Source organism: Acinetobacter sp. CAU_H_60, from assembly GCF_058599385.1.
Genome location: NZ_CM178653.1, coordinates 434,885 through 454,755, shown reverse-complemented (window position 1 = coordinate 454,755; position 19,871 = coordinate 434,885). Strand labels below are relative to the sequence as shown.

The 19,871-nt window shown below is 43.7% G+C and carries 14 protein-coding genes; 5 read left to right on the top strand and 9 right to left on the bottom strand.

Features of this window, described 5'->3' with window-relative positions:
* The 8 genes from AC4MBN_RS02095 to AC4MBN_RS02060 form a co-directional block, all read right to left on the bottom strand.
* Positions 1-399, bottom strand: coding sequence for a cytochrome b562 (locus AC4MBN_RS02095; RefSeq protein ID WP_491880571.1), 399 nt, complete (start codon positions 397-399; stop codon positions 1-3).
* A 189-nt stretch (positions 400-588) separates the two neighbouring features.
* Positions 589-1,395, bottom strand: coding sequence for an enoyl-ACP reductase FabI (locus AC4MBN_RS02090; RefSeq protein ID WP_004782067.1), 807 nt, complete (start codon positions 1,393-1,395; stop codon positions 589-591).
* 129 nt (positions 1,396-1,524) lie between these two features.
* Entirely contained in the window at positions 1,525-2,346 is an 822-nt protein-coding gene (locus AC4MBN_RS02085) for a TatD family hydrolase (RefSeq protein WP_491880935.1), read from the bottom strand.
* Entirely contained in the window at positions 2,343-3,305 is a 963-nt protein-coding gene (locus tag AC4MBN_RS02080; protein WP_491880570.1) for an RsiV family protein, read from the bottom strand. The genes AC4MBN_RS02085 and AC4MBN_RS02080 overlap by 4 nt, the downstream gene beginning before the upstream one ends.
* Before the next feature lie 49 nt (positions 3,306-3,354).
* Positions 3,355-4,182, bottom strand: coding sequence for a hypothetical protein (locus AC4MBN_RS02075; protein ID WP_491880569.1), 828 nt, complete (start codon positions 4,180-4,182; stop codon positions 3,355-3,357).
* A gap of 95 nt (positions 4,183-4,277) precedes the next feature.
* Positions 4,278-5,870 carry a peptide chain release factor 3 gene (locus AC4MBN_RS02070; protein WP_419363637.1) on the bottom strand — a complete coding sequence of 531 codons (1,593 nt, stop codon included), beginning with the start codon at positions 5,868-5,870 and terminating at the stop codon, positions 4,278-4,280.
* 287 nt (positions 5,871-6,157) lie between these two features.
* Positions 6,158-8,215 (bottom strand): bifunctional diguanylate cyclase/phosphodiesterase, encoded by a 2,058-nt coding sequence (locus tag AC4MBN_RS02065; RefSeq protein ID WP_491880568.1) that lies wholly within the window; start codon positions 8,213-8,215, stop codon positions 6,158-6,160.
* A 426-nt stretch (positions 8,216-8,641) separates the two neighbouring features.
* Positions 8,642-10,831, bottom strand: a complete 2,190-nt coding sequence (locus AC4MBN_RS02060) for a carboxy terminal-processing peptidase (RefSeq protein WP_419363641.1) — start codon at positions 10,829-10,831, stop codon at positions 8,642-8,644.
* Positions 10,832-11,030: 199 nt separating this feature from the next.
* On the opposite strand from AC4MBN_RS02060, the gene nagZ reads away from it, so the two are divergent.
* Positions 11,031-12,053, top strand: coding sequence for a beta-N-acetylhexosaminidase (nagZ, locus tag AC4MBN_RS02055; RefSeq protein ID WP_419363643.1), 1,023 nt, complete (start codon positions 11,031-11,033; stop codon positions 12,051-12,053).
* Between the two features lie 123 nt (positions 12,054-12,176).
* Entirely contained in the window at positions 12,177-13,040 is an 864-nt protein-coding gene (locus AC4MBN_RS02050; RefSeq protein WP_419363645.1) for a class I SAM-dependent methyltransferase, read from the top strand.
* Positions 13,041-13,070: 30 nt separating this feature from the next.
* Here AC4MBN_RS02050 and AC4MBN_RS02045 read toward each other — a convergent pair whose 3' ends face one another.
* A complete protein-coding gene (locus AC4MBN_RS02045) occupies positions 13,071-14,408 on the bottom strand; it encodes an alpha/beta fold hydrolase (RefSeq protein ID WP_419363646.1) in 1,338 nt (445 codons plus the stop codon).
* A gap of 324 nt (positions 14,409-14,732) precedes the next feature.
* Between AC4MBN_RS02045 and AC4MBN_RS02040 the strand changes: the two genes are divergently transcribed.
* The 3 genes from AC4MBN_RS02040 to pta all read left to right on the top strand — a co-directional run bounded on the left by AC4MBN_RS02040 (position 14,733) and on the right by pta (position 19,820).
* The gene (locus AC4MBN_RS02040) at positions 14,733-15,998 is read left to right on the top strand and encodes a glutamate-5-semialdehyde dehydrogenase (protein ID WP_419363648.1); all 1,266 of its coding nucleotides are present in this window, start codon (positions 14,733-14,735) and stop codon (positions 15,996-15,998) included.
* A gap of 405 nt (positions 15,999-16,403) precedes the next feature.
* The gene (locus tag AC4MBN_RS02035) at positions 16,404-17,627 is read left to right on the top strand and encodes an acetate/propionate family kinase (protein ID WP_286740017.1); all 1,224 of its coding nucleotides are present in this window, start codon (positions 16,404-16,406) and stop codon (positions 17,625-17,627) included.
* A 54-nt stretch (positions 17,628-17,681) separates the two neighbouring features.
* On the top strand, positions 17,682-19,820 hold the full coding sequence (gene pta / locus AC4MBN_RS02030) for a phosphate acetyltransferase (RefSeq protein ID WP_419363650.1): 2,139 nt from the start codon (positions 17,682-17,684) through the stop codon (positions 19,818-19,820).
* Positions 19,821-19,871 lie beyond the last annotated feature (51 nt).

Genomic DNA, 19,871 nt, shown 5'->3' with positions numbered 1-19,871 from the left:
TTATTTAAAGGCTTGATGCCCCTGCTTCTTAATCTGATTCATTTTCACCGTGAGGGTTTGAGCTTTGGCTAACTGATCTCCTGCAACAAGCTGTTCAGCTTGTTTAATCTCTTTCAATAAGTCAGTTAACAATCCCTGATACGCTGTGATTTTTGCATCTTTAGATTTTAGTTTTTGCAGACCTGAAGGTAAATTTTTCTGGCAGACTTCCACAGATTTTTGCATGCCTTGCAATGCTGCCCGCGCCTCTTTACTATCTTTGGCAGATTTGAAATTTTTTAAATGATGGTCAAGTTCATGCATATTGTCATGATAGTGATTGTCTGCTGCCATGCTCGACGTGGTGATCCCCACAGTTCCCATCACAAAAATCATGCTGATTAAAAAATTTTTAAACATCCTTAATTGTCCTGTATTGTTTTTATATTAAGCATCTTAGTGGGAAAGCCTTGAAAGATAAATTATTTTGATCCAAATTCTTGTATCCCTTGTCATTAGATTTACATCATTGACGATTAGAATTAAAAATAAAAAACCCTCAAAAACTTGAGGGTTTTTCTCTGCTGAGAATTAATCTTTTAAAGAGGCTTATTCTGCATCCAGCATCAGTTCAGCGCTCATGCCTACTGTGTTATAACCCGCATCAACATACATGATTTCACCAGTAATCCCGTTCGCCCATGGTGAGCACAGGAACAATGCTGCATTACCGACATCTTCAATGGTCACATTGCGTTTTAGTGGAGCCACTTTTTCATTCAGATCCAGCATTTTACGGAATGATTTAATACCAGACGCCGCCAATGTACGGATTGGACCGGCTGAGATCGCATTGACACGGATACCTTCTGCACCCAGGCTAGATGCCAGATAACGTACACCTGCTTCCAAAGAGGCTTTCGCCAGACCCATCACGTTATAGTTCGGCATCACGCGTTCAGAACCTTGATAAGTCAGCGTTAACAGGCAGCCTTGGCGTGCAGCCAGTAATGGCTTCGCAGCACGTGCCATCGCGATAAAGCTGTAAGCACTGATGTCATGGGCAATCTTAAAGCCTTCACGATCCGTCACATCAGTAAAATCACCATCTAAAGTATGTGCTGGTGCGAAACCGATTGAATGTACGACACCATCCAGACCATCCCAGTGTTTTGCCAGTTCTGCAAATGCATTGTCAATTTCTGCATCTACAGCCACATCACAAGGAAAAACCAATTCCGAACCGAATTGTGCAGCAAAATCATCTACACGTTTTTTCAGCTTTTCATTTGGATAAGTAAAAGCGAGTTCTGCACCTTCACGATGTAATGCCTGAGCAATACCAAAAGCAATTGATAATTTACTTGCAATACCTGCGATCAAGAAGCGCTTACCCGCCAATAGTCCTTGTGCCATGTGAATCTCACTTAAAATAATTTATATGCATGATGCCAAGTCTAAAGCATTTTAGAAATTGCATAATGCGCCTTTTTTTCATTGGATCATACATTGAAATGCGCTTTCCGACCGATGTAGGGTTTTATCTTAGATCGTCAGATGTAAAGCCTGATGGGTATTTTTCCAGAGCTGCTGTGCCAGTTCATCCTGATTCATATGCAGACCCTTGGCCAAGCCTTGCAAGACATAAGGCAGATTGGCAGGTGTATTGCGAGTTCGCTGTTCAGTAGAATGCTGACAACATAAGGGCGTCATGTCCGGACAATCGGTTTCAAGCACCAGATGTTCCGGTCCTACCTGTTCTACCACCTGATGCAGTTTTTTGGCATTCGGATTGGTGATTTGTCCTGTTATCCCAAGCTTAAAGCCCAGTTTAATAAAGGCTTTTGCCTCTTCAATCCCACCACCAAAAGCATGGGCAATACCGCCTTGTTTAAACTGATGCTGTTTTAGAATCTGTAAAACATCGGCATGAGATTTACGGATATGCAATAACACAGGTTTATCAAACTGCTGCGCCAGTTCCAGCTGTGCAGCAAAAAAATCCTTCTGTTTCTGAAAAAGTTCCGGCTGTTTATGCCGTTTATCGAAGGTATCCAAGCCAATTTCACCAATGGCTATGCAAGGCTCTGTGTTTAATAACTGCTCCAGATCCTGTAAATACTCAGGTTGATGCTGCTCAATATAGAATGGATGCAGGCCAGGTGCCAGATGGCTTTGTGGTGCATTGTCTAACTGATTTATAAAATGATGCGTCTGCAATAAATCCTTAAACCGGCTCTGTAAAAAACCAATTAAGACCAGATGCTCCACCCCTGCTGCTTTGGATGCATAAGCCAGCTGTTCCCGATCATGATCAAAATCGGGAACATCAAAATGGGTATGGGTATCAAATAACGAAACCATCAGCGTGCTTTGGCAGGAGTTGCAGGCTCGGCTTCTGAAGCAGCGTTCTCTGTTTGAGGCAGATATTCAGGTTTCAGAATGCCATTCAGCTGTTCATAAGGAATGACCAGACGTGGTAAACCGACCACATAAGGACCAATCTCATATTCGGCATATTGCAGCGCTAATCCCTGTTTAGACAGATAGAAATTATCCGTCAGTTTGAATTTCCAGGCCTGTTCATATTCAGCTACATCATTGGCCAGTTTGGATTCCATCACCCAGGCTTTAAAAGCCTCATAAGCTTTGGCTTCAAGTTGAGCCTTTTGTTTAGGCAAAATGATATCGTCCAGCTTAATCAGCTTTTTCTGCTCAAGGTCAAAATTGTAGTAGGTTTGAGCAGAAGCGCCATGTGCACCACCGAGATAATGGGTGCTATTTAAGACCACAGTCGCGAGTGGATCGCCAGACTGCAGAATTCTAGGCTTGATCATCAGGCTAATACTATGACTGGCACTGAGTGCTTTCAGTTCCTTGTCCAGATTCAGAAAAATCTGCATATGCGGCTGAATCTGCTGTTCAAGCTGCTGTTTTGGAGTTTTGACATTGGCTAATGCAGTTTCTGGTTCGGAAGCAGCGGCTTCAGCTTTACTGGCAGCCGATGCTTTCGCCGGTTCGATTGCATCAATAGACAAAATACCCTGTAGCTGCTGCAGAATCTGCTGATCTATCCATTCATCAATAAATGGCTGATTGCTTTTCAATCGCTCAATAGAAATCTCAGGACAGTTTTTTCCTTCACATTCAGGCAAGGCCAGTTTCAGCTTCTCAGTATCACCACTCAGCTTCAGCACTTCAGGCTGAGCCTGTACCACTTCAGGTGCAGCAGGCTCTTTCGGCTCTTTTTCTTTAGGCTGACAGGCACTCAGCAAAACCGCTGATGCCAATACTGACAGACATAAAACATTCTTATAATTTGACATGTATTAACCTTTGTTCAACATCATCATTTATCCTTGCAGGACCTACCTGTTAGAACATATTCTGATAAATATCCACTTTCAAGACTTGTTGTGTTTGTTCTTTGGTTAAATAGATGTCCAGTTGTTTGGCATCTTTGCTAATTTCCTGACTACGATAATGTAGACCAATTCCTTCCTGATCAAAGAACCAGTCCGCCTGTCCCCAATACAGTTTTTTTGGAGCTTTCTGCTGGACTTCCGCATTATTGTCTTTTAACCATTTCTGATAAGCTTGCTGCACAATTTGATCCATCTGCAACTGCTGCTCAGGATTGATAATATCCAGAGGACTGAGTATTTTTTGCTGCAGCCGGTCAGCCACAAAGAAATAATAGCGTTCATTGACGCGGATATTTTCCTGAGTGCTATCTACCCCAATTTGCACTAACACAAATTGATTGCGCTGATAAGGAATACGAGTATATAGCGATAACTCATAGGCCTTATTCAGTTTGAGCTGGGCTTGCCAAGCATCTGATTTTTTTACATAGGCATTAACCGCCTGCTGCAGACTCATATCCTGCTTTAAGCCAATCTGATCCTGAATGACTTTTGCCTGCTGCTTTTCAATAGACTGGTTTAGCCAGGCATCGGCTGTCTTTAAGGTTTGAATATCCAGATTAATACAGTTTTTAGTTTCACAAAATGGCAAGGCAATATCGGCCGATTTCTCCTGAATATTCAGGTAAGGCAAAACTTTGGCTTTTTCTTCAGGGGTGACTGCTGCAGATTCTTTCTGTTCTACTGACGGCTGTTCATTTTCATTTTTATCACATGCTCCAAGCAACAAACTACAGCCAATGACTGAACCGAGCAGGATTTCCTTACTAAACTTCATGATTTTTTAGAGATATAAGTAATAAGTCGTCTAAATGTAGCACAAAATAAAACAGCTTCCGGAGAAGCTGTTTAACATTTTCCAAGCCTGAAGGCTTAGTGTTCGCGTGTGTTACGGAATACGATATCTGGATAACGTTCCTGCATCAGCTGTAAGTTCACTCGGCTTGGTGCAAGATAAGTCAAATGACCCCCACCATCAACAGATAACTGGTCATGGGCTTTTTTCTTGAATTCGTTGAATTTTTTCTCATCTTCACAAGATACCCAACGTACTGTATTGATGCTCACCGGCTCATAAATACAGTCCACCTTGTACTCTTCTTTCAGACGATAAGCTACCACTTCGAACTGCAGCACACCCACAGCACCAACAATCAGGTCATTGCTGTTTTGTGGCATGAAGACCTGAGTTGCACCTTCTTCAGAAAGCTCTTTCAGACCTTTTTGCAGCTGTTTTGACTTCAATGGATCTCTGAGGCGGACACGGCGGAACATTTCCGGTGCAAAGTGCGGAATACCGGTAAATTGCAGTTTTTCACCTGAAGTGAAGGTATCACCGATCTGGATGGTACCGTGGTTATGCAGCCCAATAATATCGCCCGGCCATGCTTCTTCCAGATGCTGACGGTCACCGGCCAGGAAGGTCAAGGCATCGCTAATGCGGATATCTTTATCGATACGCACATGCTTCATTTTCATGCCTTTTTCATACTTACCTGAACAGATTCGCATGAAAGCGATACGGTCACGGTGTTTCGGGTCCATATTGGCCTGAATCTTGAAGATAAAACCTGTAAAACCTTCTTCATCTGCCTCTACTTTACGGTCTTGAGTTGGATGCGCTTTGGGAGGCGGTGCATATTCGCTAAATGTATCCAGAACATGGTCGACACCGAAGTTACCTAAAGCTGTACCGAACAGCACTGGAGTTTGACGGCCTGCCAGGAATTCTTCACGATCTAATGGCTCATTGGCCATTTGTACCAGTTCCAATGATTCTTCAAATGCCGCCCAAGCCAGCTCACCGACTTTTTCACGTAAATCAGCATGGTCATAGCCATCACGAACTTCGATATCGGTAATTACTGAACCAAAACCGGCTTTATAGACATAGAACTTTTCTTCAAGCAGGTTATAGACACCTGCAAAGTCACGCCCTGTACCCAGTGGCCAGGTAATCGGGACACATTTAATTTTCAGGACATTTTCAATTTCATCCAGTAGCTCTAAAGGCTCACGGATTTCACGGTCCATTTTGTTGACGAAAGAAATGATCGGTGTGTCACGCATACGACACACTTCCATCAATTTAATGGTACGTTCCTCGACACCTTTTGCACCATCAATCACCATCAACGCTGAGTCTACCGCGGTTAGGGTACGGTAAGTATCTTCCGAGAAATCTTCATGCCCCGGTGTATCGAGCAGGTTAATCATCTTGTCCTTGAACGGGAACTGCATGACAGACGTGGTGATCGAAATCCCACGTTCTTTTTCCATTTCCATCCAGTCAGAAGTGGCTGCACGATCCGATTTACGGCTTTTCACCATACCTGCAACCTGAATGGCCTGACCCCATAACAGCAGTTTTTCTGTCATGGTGGTTTTACCGGCATCGGGGTGGGAAATAATGGCGAATGTACGTCGCTGAGCGACCTGCGCCGCTAACTCATCTTTAAAACTCATGGAAAATACCTACTGCAGAACCGCAGTGCTCAAGATCAAATACGATCAATATGAAAAATTGACGATATTGTAGCAGATTTCTGAAGCCAATAAGCAGCTCTATAAATTGGAGAAATCGTAGTTTCCCATTCTCTTTTCAGGTTGAACTGATATTTTTTTGGCTCGTCTATTTAGCAGATTTAATTTACTACTCAACCTAGAAATTATAAATCAATAATCACATAAATTTTATAATTTACAATTGATTAGCTTAATCATAAAAATTTCTAAATAGTGATTTACTGAGTTCAAGAAACCAAGGCCCTAGCTTCAAGTTGCTCGACATCCATCGGTTTACCCAGCAGATAGCCCTGCATCTGCTGACAGCCCAAACGGGTCAAAATTTCCGCTTGCTGTACAGTTTCAATGCCTTCAGCTGTCACTTTTAAACCGAGTTTAATGGCCAGCTGGATAATACTTTCCAGAATCATTTCTTCCTTGGAACCTGCACTCAGACCCTGAATAAATTCCTTGTCAATTTTCAGCTCATCGACAGGTAGGTTTTTTAAATACAGAAAGCTGGAATGCCCGGTACCAAAATCATCAATCGCCAGCTGGATGCCCATCTGACGCAACTGCTGCAAAGTCCGGATACTCGAGTCAATATGATGCATGGCAGTCGATTCGGTAATCTCGATCATCAAATGTTGAGGATCAATTTTATATTGACTGAGTAGCTGCTCCAGCGTACTAATCAGATGCTTATGCTCAAACTGAACCGCAGATAAATTGACGCCGATCGGGAAAAAATCAGCATAATCAGCTTCCCAGAGCTGAATCTGTTTACAGGCCTGCTCCAAAGCCCAGTAGCCCATCGGAATAATCAGACCGGTTTTTTCTGCCCCCGGAATAAACATATTTGGACCCAGCAAACCATGCAATGGGTGCTTCCAGCGGATTAGCGCTTCTACACCACAGATCTGCTCATCATGGGTAAATTTTGGCTGATAAACCAAGATAAATTGCTGTTCTTCTACTGCCTTATACAGATCATTGATCAGTTTGCTCTGGCTCTTGCTTTCATGCTGATCAGTCGAGAAATTAAAAACCGAATAGGTATTTCGTCCCTGATACTTGGAAGTCAACATGGCGGCATCTGCATTGATCAGCAGATCTTGCAGATTCTGACCATGCTTCGGATACATCGCGATCCCGATACTGCCCGAGATATTGATAGTCTTGCCACTGATCTGGAAACTTTCCTGAATCAGTTCCAGAATCCTTTCCGATATTTTCGAGGCCTGCTCTACTGAAGTATTTTCCAGCACCAGCAGAAATTCATCGCCACCGATGCGTAGCAGTTTGGAATCATCTCCCAGAATTTGATGAATACGATAAGCCAGCTGAATCAGTAGCTGATCCCCAACGTGATGGCCAAACACATCATTCACGGCTTTAAAACGGTCTAGGTCAATATATAAAAAAGCGATTTCATGCTGGGTATCTTGCTGCCGGCCAGAAAATAGCAATTGTGCATATTTGACCAGATATAAACGGTTTGGCAGTTTGGTGAGATTATCCTGAATCGCCTGATTCGCCAGTTCTTTATTGGCCAGCATCAGCTGACGGTTACGTGATTCAAAGCGTAACTCCAGCATGGCTACGCCAAATGCAGTCACCAGTACCAGACAACTAATCAGGATGACTGAAAATAGCAAGTCATAGTGGGAATGACTGATCTGGCTCAGTGGGTGGACATCTTCATAAAAACTAAGTGCCGCCATACCCGTATAATGCATCCCGACAATGGTCAACGTGAGCATACTCGCGACCACGAGCTTCATCCGGATTGTACTTTGCACTGCCTGTCGATATTTGAAGGCCACCCAAAAACTGAGTCCCGCTCCACTCGTTGCAATCAGGATCGAACAAATCATTAATAAAGGATGATAGGCAGTCACATGATTTTTAACATTCAGGCCCAGCATGCCCACATAGTGCATTCCTGACATGCCCAGCCCCATCAGAACAGCACCTAGAATCAAGCGGGCACAAGGCAAGGTTTTACGGGTAGTGAGCCAGATGGCAAAGGTTGCTCCCACAAAGCCAATCACATAAGAACTTAATGTGAGTGCAGTATCGATATCATAAGCATCAGGAAAATGAGCTGCCGTCATGCCGACATAATGCATTCCCCAGATCGCCAGTCCCAGCAAGCCACCGCTGAACAGTAAAATAAGGGTTTTCAACCTTAGCGACACATTACGAAATAGCATCTGCTCAAGCGTAAGCGTCAAATAGCAGGCAATAAATGCCACAGCCATCGATCCAATGAGCAGACTGACATCATGATGAGCATGAATCATATAAAATGTTCCATCTGGGCGATCATTTTTATTTTATTGCACAGCTGTATTCGCACGATTCCCCGCTAAATTTACGCCCTATAAAAAATAAAATACTCTTTTCAGAGTTCATCCCGACTGCTTCAAACTTGAAGCCATATACAAAATTTATTGCAATATTTTTATCTCTTCAGTAGCTGGAGTGGAGTTTAAAATTGCCCTGAATCGATAAAATAAAAAATTAAGCTTATATATTAGAAGTCTTTGAGATTTTATCAATTGATTAAATTTAATATTCCAGCTTTTTTATTCGACATAAATCACAAATTTTTCTTTTTTATTTAGTTACATAGCACTTTATATTTAATTGATATTGCATTCTATTTGCACAAAAAAACAGCCTATCGAGATAGGCTGTTTTAGAAACTGTATTACTTTATGTGAAAGTTACTGTTTTGACTGTGCTTGAGCATAGTCAGCCAAGACATGCGCGGCTTCCAGTACAAAAGCTTCTTCTTCCGGTAATGCCGGACGCTCTTTGGCTTTCATTTTCGCTCGAGCTTCAACCATGGCATCCAGAGAAGCCTGATAACTTTCCCAGTTCGGATAAGGTTTCAGGCCGGTTGCCGCACGGCGGGCATTTTCAGCTTCTAAAGCTTTACGCTCGATATCCAGCAACTCAGCTTTACGCTGTTCCAGATCCAGAACTACACGTTTTTGGTCTTCGACTTTTTTCATAGCCGCTGTACGCTGTTCCAGATACTTGAATTGAGGGTTCTGAGCGACACGCTGTTGAGATAACTTGGCCAGTTCCGGTACATATTTCTGTACCACACCTTCACGTTTAAATGGCGCAGTTGGAATCGTATCCCACTCTAGGGCATTTTTAGCCTTACGTTCACCAAACTCTTCATTATAGATGTCGACCAGCTTGATATCCGGAATCACGCCCTTGTTTTGGGTACTACCACCGGTCACACGATAGAACTTACGCTGGGTCAGCGTTGCCTGACCATGTGCCAAGCTATCCAGCTGAACCTGTGCAGTTCCTTTACCCGTTGTGGTACTACCGATCACGATGCCGCGTTCATAATCCTGAATCGCCGCCGAATAAATTTCACTTGCAGATGCAGAAGCCAGGTTCACCATTACTGCCAATGGGCCAGCATAGGTTTGCGCACCGCCATCATCATCTTCAAAGACGCTAACATTACCGTTACCATCACGAATCTGAACCACAGGACCCGACTTGATCACCTGTCCTAGCATGCGTGCCACTTCTTCAAGTGAACCACCCGGGTTATTACGCAAGTCTACAATAATACCGGCAACATTCTTCGCAGCCAGCTCTTTCAGGGCCTTATTGGTATCTTCTGATACAGAACGGTAGTCAGTACCTGCACGACGGGCACGATAGTTCAGATAGAAAGATGGAATTTCAATCACACCGTACTGATATTTTTTACCATCACGCTGGATTTCAACGGTACGGGTTCTAACCCCGGCATCTTCTTCCTGAATCACATCACGTACAAGACTGACATTACGCGCCTGTCCCATGGTCGCACCCGGGCCTAATAACTTCAGCGTTACTTTGGTGCCACGCTTACCACGAATCAGGCCAACAATTTCATTGCTCGGCCAGCCGACCACATCAACCATCTGTTCGCCGTCTTGAGCAACGCCAACAATACGGTCACCTGATTTTACCTGTCCTGATTTGCTGGCAGGCCCACCTTCTACAATGGTTTCAATCTTGGTGTAATCTTCATTACCACGTTCCGGACGAATCGACACCCCAATCCCTTCCAGCTGTAAGGTGGTCTGACGGTTCAGCTCCATCGCATCTACAGGCGGGAAATAATTACTGTGTGGATCGTAAGTCAGCATCATCGCATTCAGGGTTTTGTCCAGCACATCATCGCTCTTGATCCGGCTGAGACGTTCTAACTGACGGGTATAACGTTTGGTCAGAGTTTGAGCAGGCGTTAAATCTTCCGGCCCAGTCAGGTCCTGACCATTCGCCAGTTCAGGGTTGGCTTTGAGTGCATTCTGCTTGGCCTGCTCTTCTTCCTTACTAATAGTCAGATTGATGAGCTGAGAAACCAGCATTTTTGACCAGTGAGCACGCTGTTCAGCCTGAGTTTTAAAGAACGGTGCTTTTTCGCGATCCGTTTCGATATATACATTCTTCTGGTTCAGGTTTTGCGGCTTTTTCAGTTCTTCCAGCATAAAGGTATAGAACTGGGCTAAACGCTCACGATACTGCGCATGAATTTCATAAGGGCCAGACAAATTACCGGCTTTCAGATTGGCACCAAAAGTAGCACCATAGCGTTTTTTATAATCTTCTATTTCAGATGCCAGAAAAAGACTGTGATCTGCATCCAGACTATCAATATAAAAATCAAAGATACGCTGTGAAGTCTGAGCATCCAGACGCATATTCAAATAATGTTGGCGATCAACGAGAGTTGCCAGTTGTCGGGATACCAATGCCTGTTCTTGAGAAGGTTGAAGCACTGCTTTGCTGACTACTTCTTTACCATCAGCTGCAATTGCATCATTCACCACATGGGTAAAAAATAATCCGCCTGTCGCAATCGCAACTGCACAAGCTATTGTTTGAAATTTCATAAATAATTCGTACTTCCTTGGCCTCAAGACCAATTTGACCGTGTTGCTTTTCGAGCAGAACTTAAAGTATTCAGCATCTTAAACAACTTAATATGTTTATGTCGTGTAGTTTTATCATATTCTGTGCTGACAAAGTGTAGCAAATCATTGCAGAATTCAGGTATTGTTTTCCCCGAAAATTCTAAAATGGATTCCGCATATGATTGGCGCATTGATGCTCGACATCGCAGGCACTACCCTTACTCAAGAAGATATTGAACTCTTGGGTGCACCACAAGTCGGTGGTGTAATTTTATTCGGTCGCAATATTGAATCTCCTGCCCAAGTCCGCACTTTGACTGATCATATGCGTCAGGTCCGTCCAGATATTCTGATTGCGGTGGATCAGGAAGGTGGCCGTGTACAGCGCCTCAAACAAGGTTTTACTCTGCTACCTGCTATGGGTAAATTTGGTGAGCTTTACCAGACCGATCGTGAAAAAGCGCTGGAACTGGCCGAGAAATGTGGCTGGTTGATGGCCACCGAAGTACTGGCTGTCGGAATTGATTTTAGTTTTGCGCCTGTGCTGGATTTAAATGATATTAGCGATGTGATTGGTGACCGCAGCTTTGCCAAAAATATTCAGGATATTATTCCACTAGCTGGTGCTTTCCTGAAAGGTATGAAACGTGCTGGCATGGCTTCAACTGGTAAGCATTTCCCGGGACATGGTTCGGTTAAAGCAGATTCGCATGTAGCCGCTGCCATTGATATGCGCAGCTATGAAGAAATCCAGCAAAAAGATATGCAGACTTTTATCCAGTTACAATCACAACTGGATGCGCTTATGCCTGCCCATGTCATCTATAGTCAGGTAGATCCAAATCCAGCCGGTTTCTCAGAATTCTGGATTCAGAAAGTGTTACGCCAAGAACTTGGCTTCGACGGCGTACTGTTCTCGGATGATTTAAGCATGCAGGCTGCCTGTGTGGCTGGCGGTGCCGATGCTCGTATTCAGGCGGCATTGAAAGCAGGTTGTGATATGGGATTGGTCTGCAATGATCGCGCAGCACAATGTATTGCGCTTGAGGGCATTCAGGAGCTACCGCTGCCAAATCAGCAGCGTCTGGAACGTATGCGTGGAAAAATTCCAGAGATTCAGATCGGCACTGAACTGGATCTTGGAGATGAATGGCGCCAGATCCGTGATGAAATCAGCCAGTTTAAAGATCTGGTTCTGTAATTTTTTAATGATCTGAATACGACAAAGGAACACGACAAGGTGTTCCTTTTTTATTATCATGTTGAAAAGACTGCTATATTAATGAGCAGCATTGAATTAAAACAACAATAAGGTCAGGACGACATGACAGAATCTCTTTCACAACATCGCCATATTTCTTTTACTGCACATTATACCGGCTATATCTGGTACAAAATGGGGATTTCACATCCGGTATTTGCCACCTCTAAAGGCAAATTCCTTGCCAAACTGGTTCATCCGCTGGAGTCATGGGCTGAGCGTCATGTAGGTGGTAGTATGCGCACTACCCTGAAACAGCGTCATCAAATGATTGATGAACACCTAAGCCAGTTAATTAGTAAATATCCTCAGTTACAGGTACTGGAAATTGCCAGTGGTCTTTCTCCACGCAGCTGGAATTTTAGACAGAAGTTTCCCGGGATTAATTATCGGGAGCTGGATCTGCCCGATATGGCCAGGATCAAAACCAATGCTTTGCAGCAGATTGATCAGGATGCCCCGGAAGTATTGAGTGCCGATATTTTTAGTGCAGAACTGGCGAATATTTTTAAAGTCTTTGACCCACAACAGCCTCTAGTGATTATTAGTGAAGGCCTGATCAATTACTTTGATCAAAAGATGCTGTTTACTTTACTCAAAGGCATTACCGAATATGGTCAAGGCTTTAGTGAAGTGCATTATCTCAGTGATATTTATCCTGAACCGGTCAAAAATAAACTGGCAAGCTTTATCTGGACCTGCAGCCGTCTGCTAAAATTCATGTCACGCAGTGCATTTACCTTTCATTTTAAATCACCCCAAGAACTACAGCAGTTTTTTCAGCAAACTGGGTTTATGCAAGTGGAGGTCGAACAGCCACAACGTTATTTTGCAGAACCTCGACAGCAGAATCCTCATTATGAACAGGATGAACATTTGGGCGATTTAGTCTGGATGATTCATGCAGTGAAAAAAAACAGCGTTTAATTACGCTGTTTTTTTTATGAATTTTATTGATTAGATGACTGCATCGAATACTTCAGCCTGTTGAAGGGCTTTCTCTTTCTGGACAAAGCGTAATAAACGCTCTGCTACATCAAAACTGCCATGCTTGAACAAAGCACGTAACTGAGTGCCATCATGCTCGAAGATTAAACATTCGATCTTAAACTCGCCTTCTTCATCTTCCAAATGTAAAGCCAAATCACGTGGATACGCGGCTGCTTGATCAGTTAATCCAGGTTCCAATTCCAGTAACACCCCAAAGAAATTCATATCAACAATTTCTGCCTTGAGTACCAGATCAGAATGGCGATGACTTAAATAACGCTGTGGATCCTGAACCGTAATCCGCTCTTCACCGCGCCGTTCGATCTGCTGCATCTGTTCACGGGTGAACGGAATAATACCTTCGAGCTGATCAACCGGCTCATCACGCAAGAAAGTTGCAAATAGATGCATGGTTTCTTTACGGCGCTGTAACTGAGGTACATGATCTGCAGAAGCAATCTGCACATACTGCATGTTTGGACATTGCAGGGCAAAATTGGCATTTTCATGTGGCAAGGTAAAGCTGTCATATTGCCCGCATGCGACTAGAACCTTACATTGAGGAATCGGTACATTGGTCAGTCTTAAAAGACGATTACAATTAATGTCATAGCGGTCCTGTTCTGTCGCTGTAAATTCTGACATCTGCTTAAAGAACAGCCGTTTTGCTGTTGGCGACATGCGGGTTTCCTTTAAACGCGCATGATTGACCAGATACAGAATCACCGCTTGGCCGAATTCATCCATGCGTTGTTCTTTCATTAAATGCAGAGATTCTTCCAGCAGCATGCGCCAGCTTTTGCGGGTCTTTTGCATCACACCCATCAAAATCATACGGTCTACCAGTTCAGGACGCTGGTCTGCCAGACAGGAAGCAACCACTGAACCTAAAGACATCCCTAGAATAGCCACCTTAGGCAGTTGCATCTGCTCCAGCCATTGACCTAGCATCGCTGCCAGATCTTCGAGTTCAAGTGTTCCCGCAGATAAGCCGGTATCGACGTTAGTAATTTGCTGGTTGGCCCCCATGGAAGGTAAATCAATTAAAATAATAGGTCCCGCATCAAATAACTGCTCTACACAATATTTGTAAGAATTAAAGTTCTGAAAAGCTCCCCCAATAATCACCATTGGGCGCATATGCAAAGTATCAGGACGCGCAATGGCCATATACTCGATTTTCCAGCCATCGATCCATGTCGTACGTGCTGGTTGCTTGAAACTGTGCTTATCATAAAGATCAAAAAAACCGTAATGGCTATGTTGGTCCAATGTCTGGGCATCCATCTGGATAATGGAATTCATATTCCTTTCCTCCGTCCTTGCCTTATTTTTATTGTGCAAGTCATTATTTACAGATCTTATGCTTCAGGATTATTCCGATTATCCTGAACACGCATCCTGCGCTGTAGTAATTATATCAATGACATCTATGTCGCTACATTTCATTCTATACAGAGCGGCTTTTCACAAGCAACTGATTCGACAACCACTTATCTGCTTTTAAAGATAAAACAATTTCAAAATGTTTAGAAACAGTGAAAAGCTTATGATTTTTAAGTGTTGGGCTTCATTGTCCGGCATCAGACTGTTAATATCAAAGTGAAATTTCTAAGTGATTGAACCGCTATGCAAGAGTCTATTGAACAATACATGCAAACGGTAGGACAGCAGGCACGCCAGGCTTCTCGCATTTTGGCTCGTGCGTCTACCCAAACTAAAAACAGCACATTGTCAGCAATTTATACCGCTTTAGAAAACAGTCAGGCCGCTATTCTGGCTGCCAATCAGATTGATATGAATAAAGCTCACCAGAACAATCTGGATAGTGCCCTGCTTGATCGCTTAGAACTCAACCCCGCACGCTTTAAAGGTATGTTACAGGGCCTGAAAGATGTGATCAGCTTGAAAGATCCAATTGGTGAAATCACCGATATGGCTTACCGTCCTACCGGCATTCAGCTTGGCAAGATGCGTGTGCCTTTGGGCGTAGTGGGCATGATTTATGAATCACGTCCCAATGTAACCTTGGAAGCTGCTTCATTGGCATTGAAATCCGGAAATGCGATTATTCTGCGTGGTGGTTCAGAAGCTCTGGAATCTAACCAGGCCATTGCAACTGCCATCCAGCATGGCTTAAAAGTGGCAGGCTTACCTGAAGCGTCAGTTCAGGTGATTAATACGACTGACCGTGCTGCAGTTGGCCAGCTGATTACCCTGACTGAATATGTCGATGTGATCGTACCGCGTGGTGGTAAAGGCTTAATTGAACGCATTACTGAAGAAGCACGTGTACCTGTGATTAAACATCTGGACGGGAATTGTCATGTCTATGTCGAAGCACAGGCCGATCTGCTCAAAGCACTGCCCATTGCTTTAAATGCCAAAACCCATCGTTATGGTGTATGTAATGCCATGGAAACTTTGCTGGTTGATGAAAAAGTGGCTGAAGATTTCCTACCTCGAATTGCTGAATTGTATCAGGAAAAACAGGTAGAGCTTCGCGGTTGTCGTGAAACCCAGCGTATCTTGGGCAATCAGGTAGTTGCCGCAACAGAAGAAGACTGGTACACCGAGTATCTGGGTCCGATTCTGGCAGTTAAAATCGTATCGGGTGTTGAGGAAGCCATTGAACATATCAATAAATATGGCTCACATCATACCGATTCAATCATCACTGAGAATTACAGCATCGCTCGTGAATTTTTAGCAGGTGTAGATTCGAGTTCAGTCATGATCAATGCCTCTACCCGCTTTGCTGACGGCTTCGAATATGGCCTGGGTGCGGAAATCGGTATTTCGACGGATAAGATTCATGCCCGTGGCCCGGTTGGTCTGGAAGGTTTGACTTCCCAGAAATGGGTAGTCTTTGGTGATGGTCAGATTCGTCAGTAAATAGATAATAAAATCAGCCTTGTTCGCAAGGCTGATTTTTATGCAGTGAGTTGATAAAAGACATGTTCAAGTAAATACAAAGCCTTTATAAAATTGTATATAATTTCTTCATATCCATACTTAAAAGATAGAATAAATAAACATTCTTTTTAAGAAATATAAGTTACAGTTTAATAGATCATTTTTTAACAGTATTTTATTTATAAATGAAAACTATGAACTGATAAATTTTAATTATTATTGTCGCTGAGGTCGATAATGCTTAAGTCTAATCGGCTAAAGTCTATCTAGGACAGTAAAAAAACCCATGTTAAAACATGATCACAGACCTATCTTGTGTCGCTTTTGCCAACAGACAGGTCAACGAAATGGATGAGAATTTTAATTAGAATCGGGTAAACAATCGTGTCTAAATCAGTATTAGTTATTAATTGTGGCTCTTCTTCAATCAAGTTTGCCCTATTGCTTGAAGAACAGAATTTCCGTATTCACGGCTTAGCTGAGAACTTAGGCACAGAAAATGCCCGTATTAAAGGTGTGACTGTCGGCAATGAACCCGTCGATATTCATATTCCTTTTGCAGATCATAAAAAAGCATTAGAAGTAGGTTTAGAGCGTTTGGCGAACTACAAGCCGGATGCCATTGGTCACCGCGTGGTACATGGCGGCAGTCTGACCAAAGCTGAACTGATTACTGACGAAATTATTGAAAAAATTCGCGAAGCAACTCCACTTGCGCCTTTACACAATCCGGCTCACCTGATCGGGATCGAAGCGACTAAACGTTTATTCCCAGATTTGCCACAAGTCGCAGTATTCGACACAGCTTTCCATCAAACCATGCCGGCACATGCTTACCGTTATGCCCTGCCTAAATTCCTTTATACCGAATATGGCGTACGTCGTTATGGTTTCCATGGTACCAGCCATGCTTATGTCTCCGATCGCGGTTCTGAACTGGCTGGCAGCTTTAAGCAAGGTGGCTGGTTAACAGCACATCTCGGTAATGGTAGTTCGACCTGTGCGGTGTGGAATGGCCAAAGTGTAGATACCTCAATGGGTCTGACGCCACTTGAAGGTGTGGTGATGGGGACCCGTAGTGGTGATGTCGATCCAAGTTTGCATAGCTTCCTGGCTGCAAACCTAGGCTGGGATGTATATAAAATTGACAAGATGCTGAATAAAGAAAGTGGCTTGCTTGGTTTGTCTGACAACCTGTCTAATGACATGCGTACTCTGATTGAAGCCTCAGAACAAGGCAATGAAGATGCGACACTTGCGATTGAAGTATTCTGCTACCGTCTGGCGAAATCTTTAGCTGCTTTAAGCTGTGGTCTGCCACGTATTGATGGTCTGTTCTTTACCGGTGGTATTGGTGAAAACTCGGCTTATATCCGTGAAAAAACTATGGCTTATTTACCACATTTCGGTTTCAACCTGGATAAAGATGCTAATAGCAGTTTGAAGCGCGGTACTGAAGGCCGGATCGATAACGGTACAGGCCCACAAATCTGGGTAGTTCCAACTGATGAAGAAGGCCGAATCGCGAAAGAAACTCATTATGTGGTAGAGCATGAAGTGGAGCAAGCCACTGCAAAAAAGTCTGAACCTGAAGCTGCGCTTGCATAAGCAAGCCCGGTTCCCTTTTACCTAATTTCTATTATTGCGCGACTGATATTACTTATGAAAACGATTTTATTGGTGCCGACCGGGGAAGGCGTCGGCTTAACTTCAGCCTGTTTAGGTTTGGTATATGCTTTAGAATGCCAAGGGGTAAAAGCAGGTTTTGTGAAACCTTTTTCACAGGAAAAAAGTCAGGAAACAGATCGCACTACAACACTCTATCGTCATTTATCCCAAAGTGAAACTGTTGAACCGATTGCTTATGAAAGTCTGATTCAGCGCTTTAATCTTGGTGAAACAGATGAATTGCTTGAAGATGCAGTACGCCTGCATCGTGAGATTGCCAAAAATCACGACCTGATTATTGTTGAAGGTTTGGTACCCAATAGCCGTGATACCTTTGCGCCAAGCTTTAATGCAGCCTTGGCACAGGCACTAGATGCCAAAGTCATTATTGTCAGCAATGCTGATATCAACCAGCCTGAAGTGGCAGCTGAAAAAGTTGAAAGCCAATTACGTTATTTGGGTGGGTCCTCTTCTACCCGTATGGCTGGCGTATTGTTTATGCGCACCAAAGGCTTACCGGAAGATTCTGCCCAGATCCCGGTGACCATTGATCCTGGTTTACGTCTGATTAGTGATACCAACAAATTTATAGCTGATATTCAAAAAACCCATGCCCATATTGGTTCTGAAAAGCTTCCAGTGATTGGTCTGGTTCCATTCAGCAATACTTTAAGTGTGCCACGTATTTCTGACCTGGCAGCGCATATTTCAGCAGACTGGGTGAACTTGGGTGAAGCAAAGCAGCGCCGTGTCTTACACAGCAGTTTAATTGCGTCCAACATTGAACATGAGTTGCATAAATTCGTGGCTGGCGAGCTGATTATCAGTGCATCAGACCGCATTGATGTCCTGCTGGCAAGTAGCCTGGCGAGCAGCAATGGCATTCCATTGGCAGGTCTAGTGCTGACTGAACATTATGAGCCAAATTCGGCAGTACTGGAGTTCTGCCAGACAGCAATCAAACATGGCCTGCCTATTCTGCATACGCCACTCAGCACTTTTGAAACTGCCCAAAGTCTGGCCAATTTAAGCAATGAAATTCCATGTGATGATACTGAACGTGCTGAACAGGTGACCCGTTTTGTATCCAGTCACTTAAATGAAGAATGGATTGCACAGCTAATCAATGGTTCTTACAAACCACGTCTGTCGCCTTCTGCATTCCGTCATGAACTGGTACAAAAATCGATTGCTGCGAAAAAGCGTATTGTGCTTCCGGAAGGTGATGAGCCGCGTACCATTCAGGCAGCTGCAATCTGTCAATCTCGCGGGATTGCACACTGTATCTTATTGGCAAAACCGGAAGAAGTGGTTGAAGTTGCCAAAGCACGCAATATTGAATTACCGCACGATCTTGAAATTATTGATCCCGACCTGATTCGCGAGAATTATGTCGAAAAAATGGTTGAACTGCGTAAAGGCAAAATCAATGAATTACAGGCGCGTGAACAGTTACAGGATACTGTGGTACTCGGCACTATGATGCTGGCACTTGATCAGGTGGATGGTCTGGTTTCTGGTGCAGTACATACGACTGCCAATACCGTTCGTCCTGCTTTCCAGTTGATCAAGACAGCGCCTGAATATTCACTGGTTTCCTCAGTATTCTTTATGCTGCTGCCAGATGAGGTCTATGTTTATGGTGACTGTGCGATTAATCCAGATCCGGATGCTGAACAACTGGCGGAAATTGCGATTCAGTCTGCTGACTCTGCAAAAGCCTTTGGCATTGATCCACGTATTGCCATGATTTCTTACTCTACCGGCACTTCGGGTACAGGTGCAGACGTAGAAAAAGTGGCGAAAGCGACTGAGATTGCCAAACAGCGTCGTCCTGATCTGTTGATTGATGGTCCACTGCAATACGATGCCGCTTCAGTTGAAAGTGTGGGTCGTCAGAAAGCACCAGATTCACAAGTGGCTGGTCGTGCCAATGTATTTATCTTCCCTGACCTAAATACCGGCAACACTACTTATAAAGCGGTACAACGTGCAGCAAATGTCGTGAGTGTCGGTCCAATGCTGCAAGGCTTGAACAAGCCGGTGAATGACCTGTCACGTGGTGCGCTGGTCGATGACATCGTATTTACTATAGCCTTAACTGCGATTCAGGCAGATCAGCAAGCTAGTTAATTTTCTTTAACACTCCACAACCATCCGATCAAAAGATCGGGTGGTTTTTTT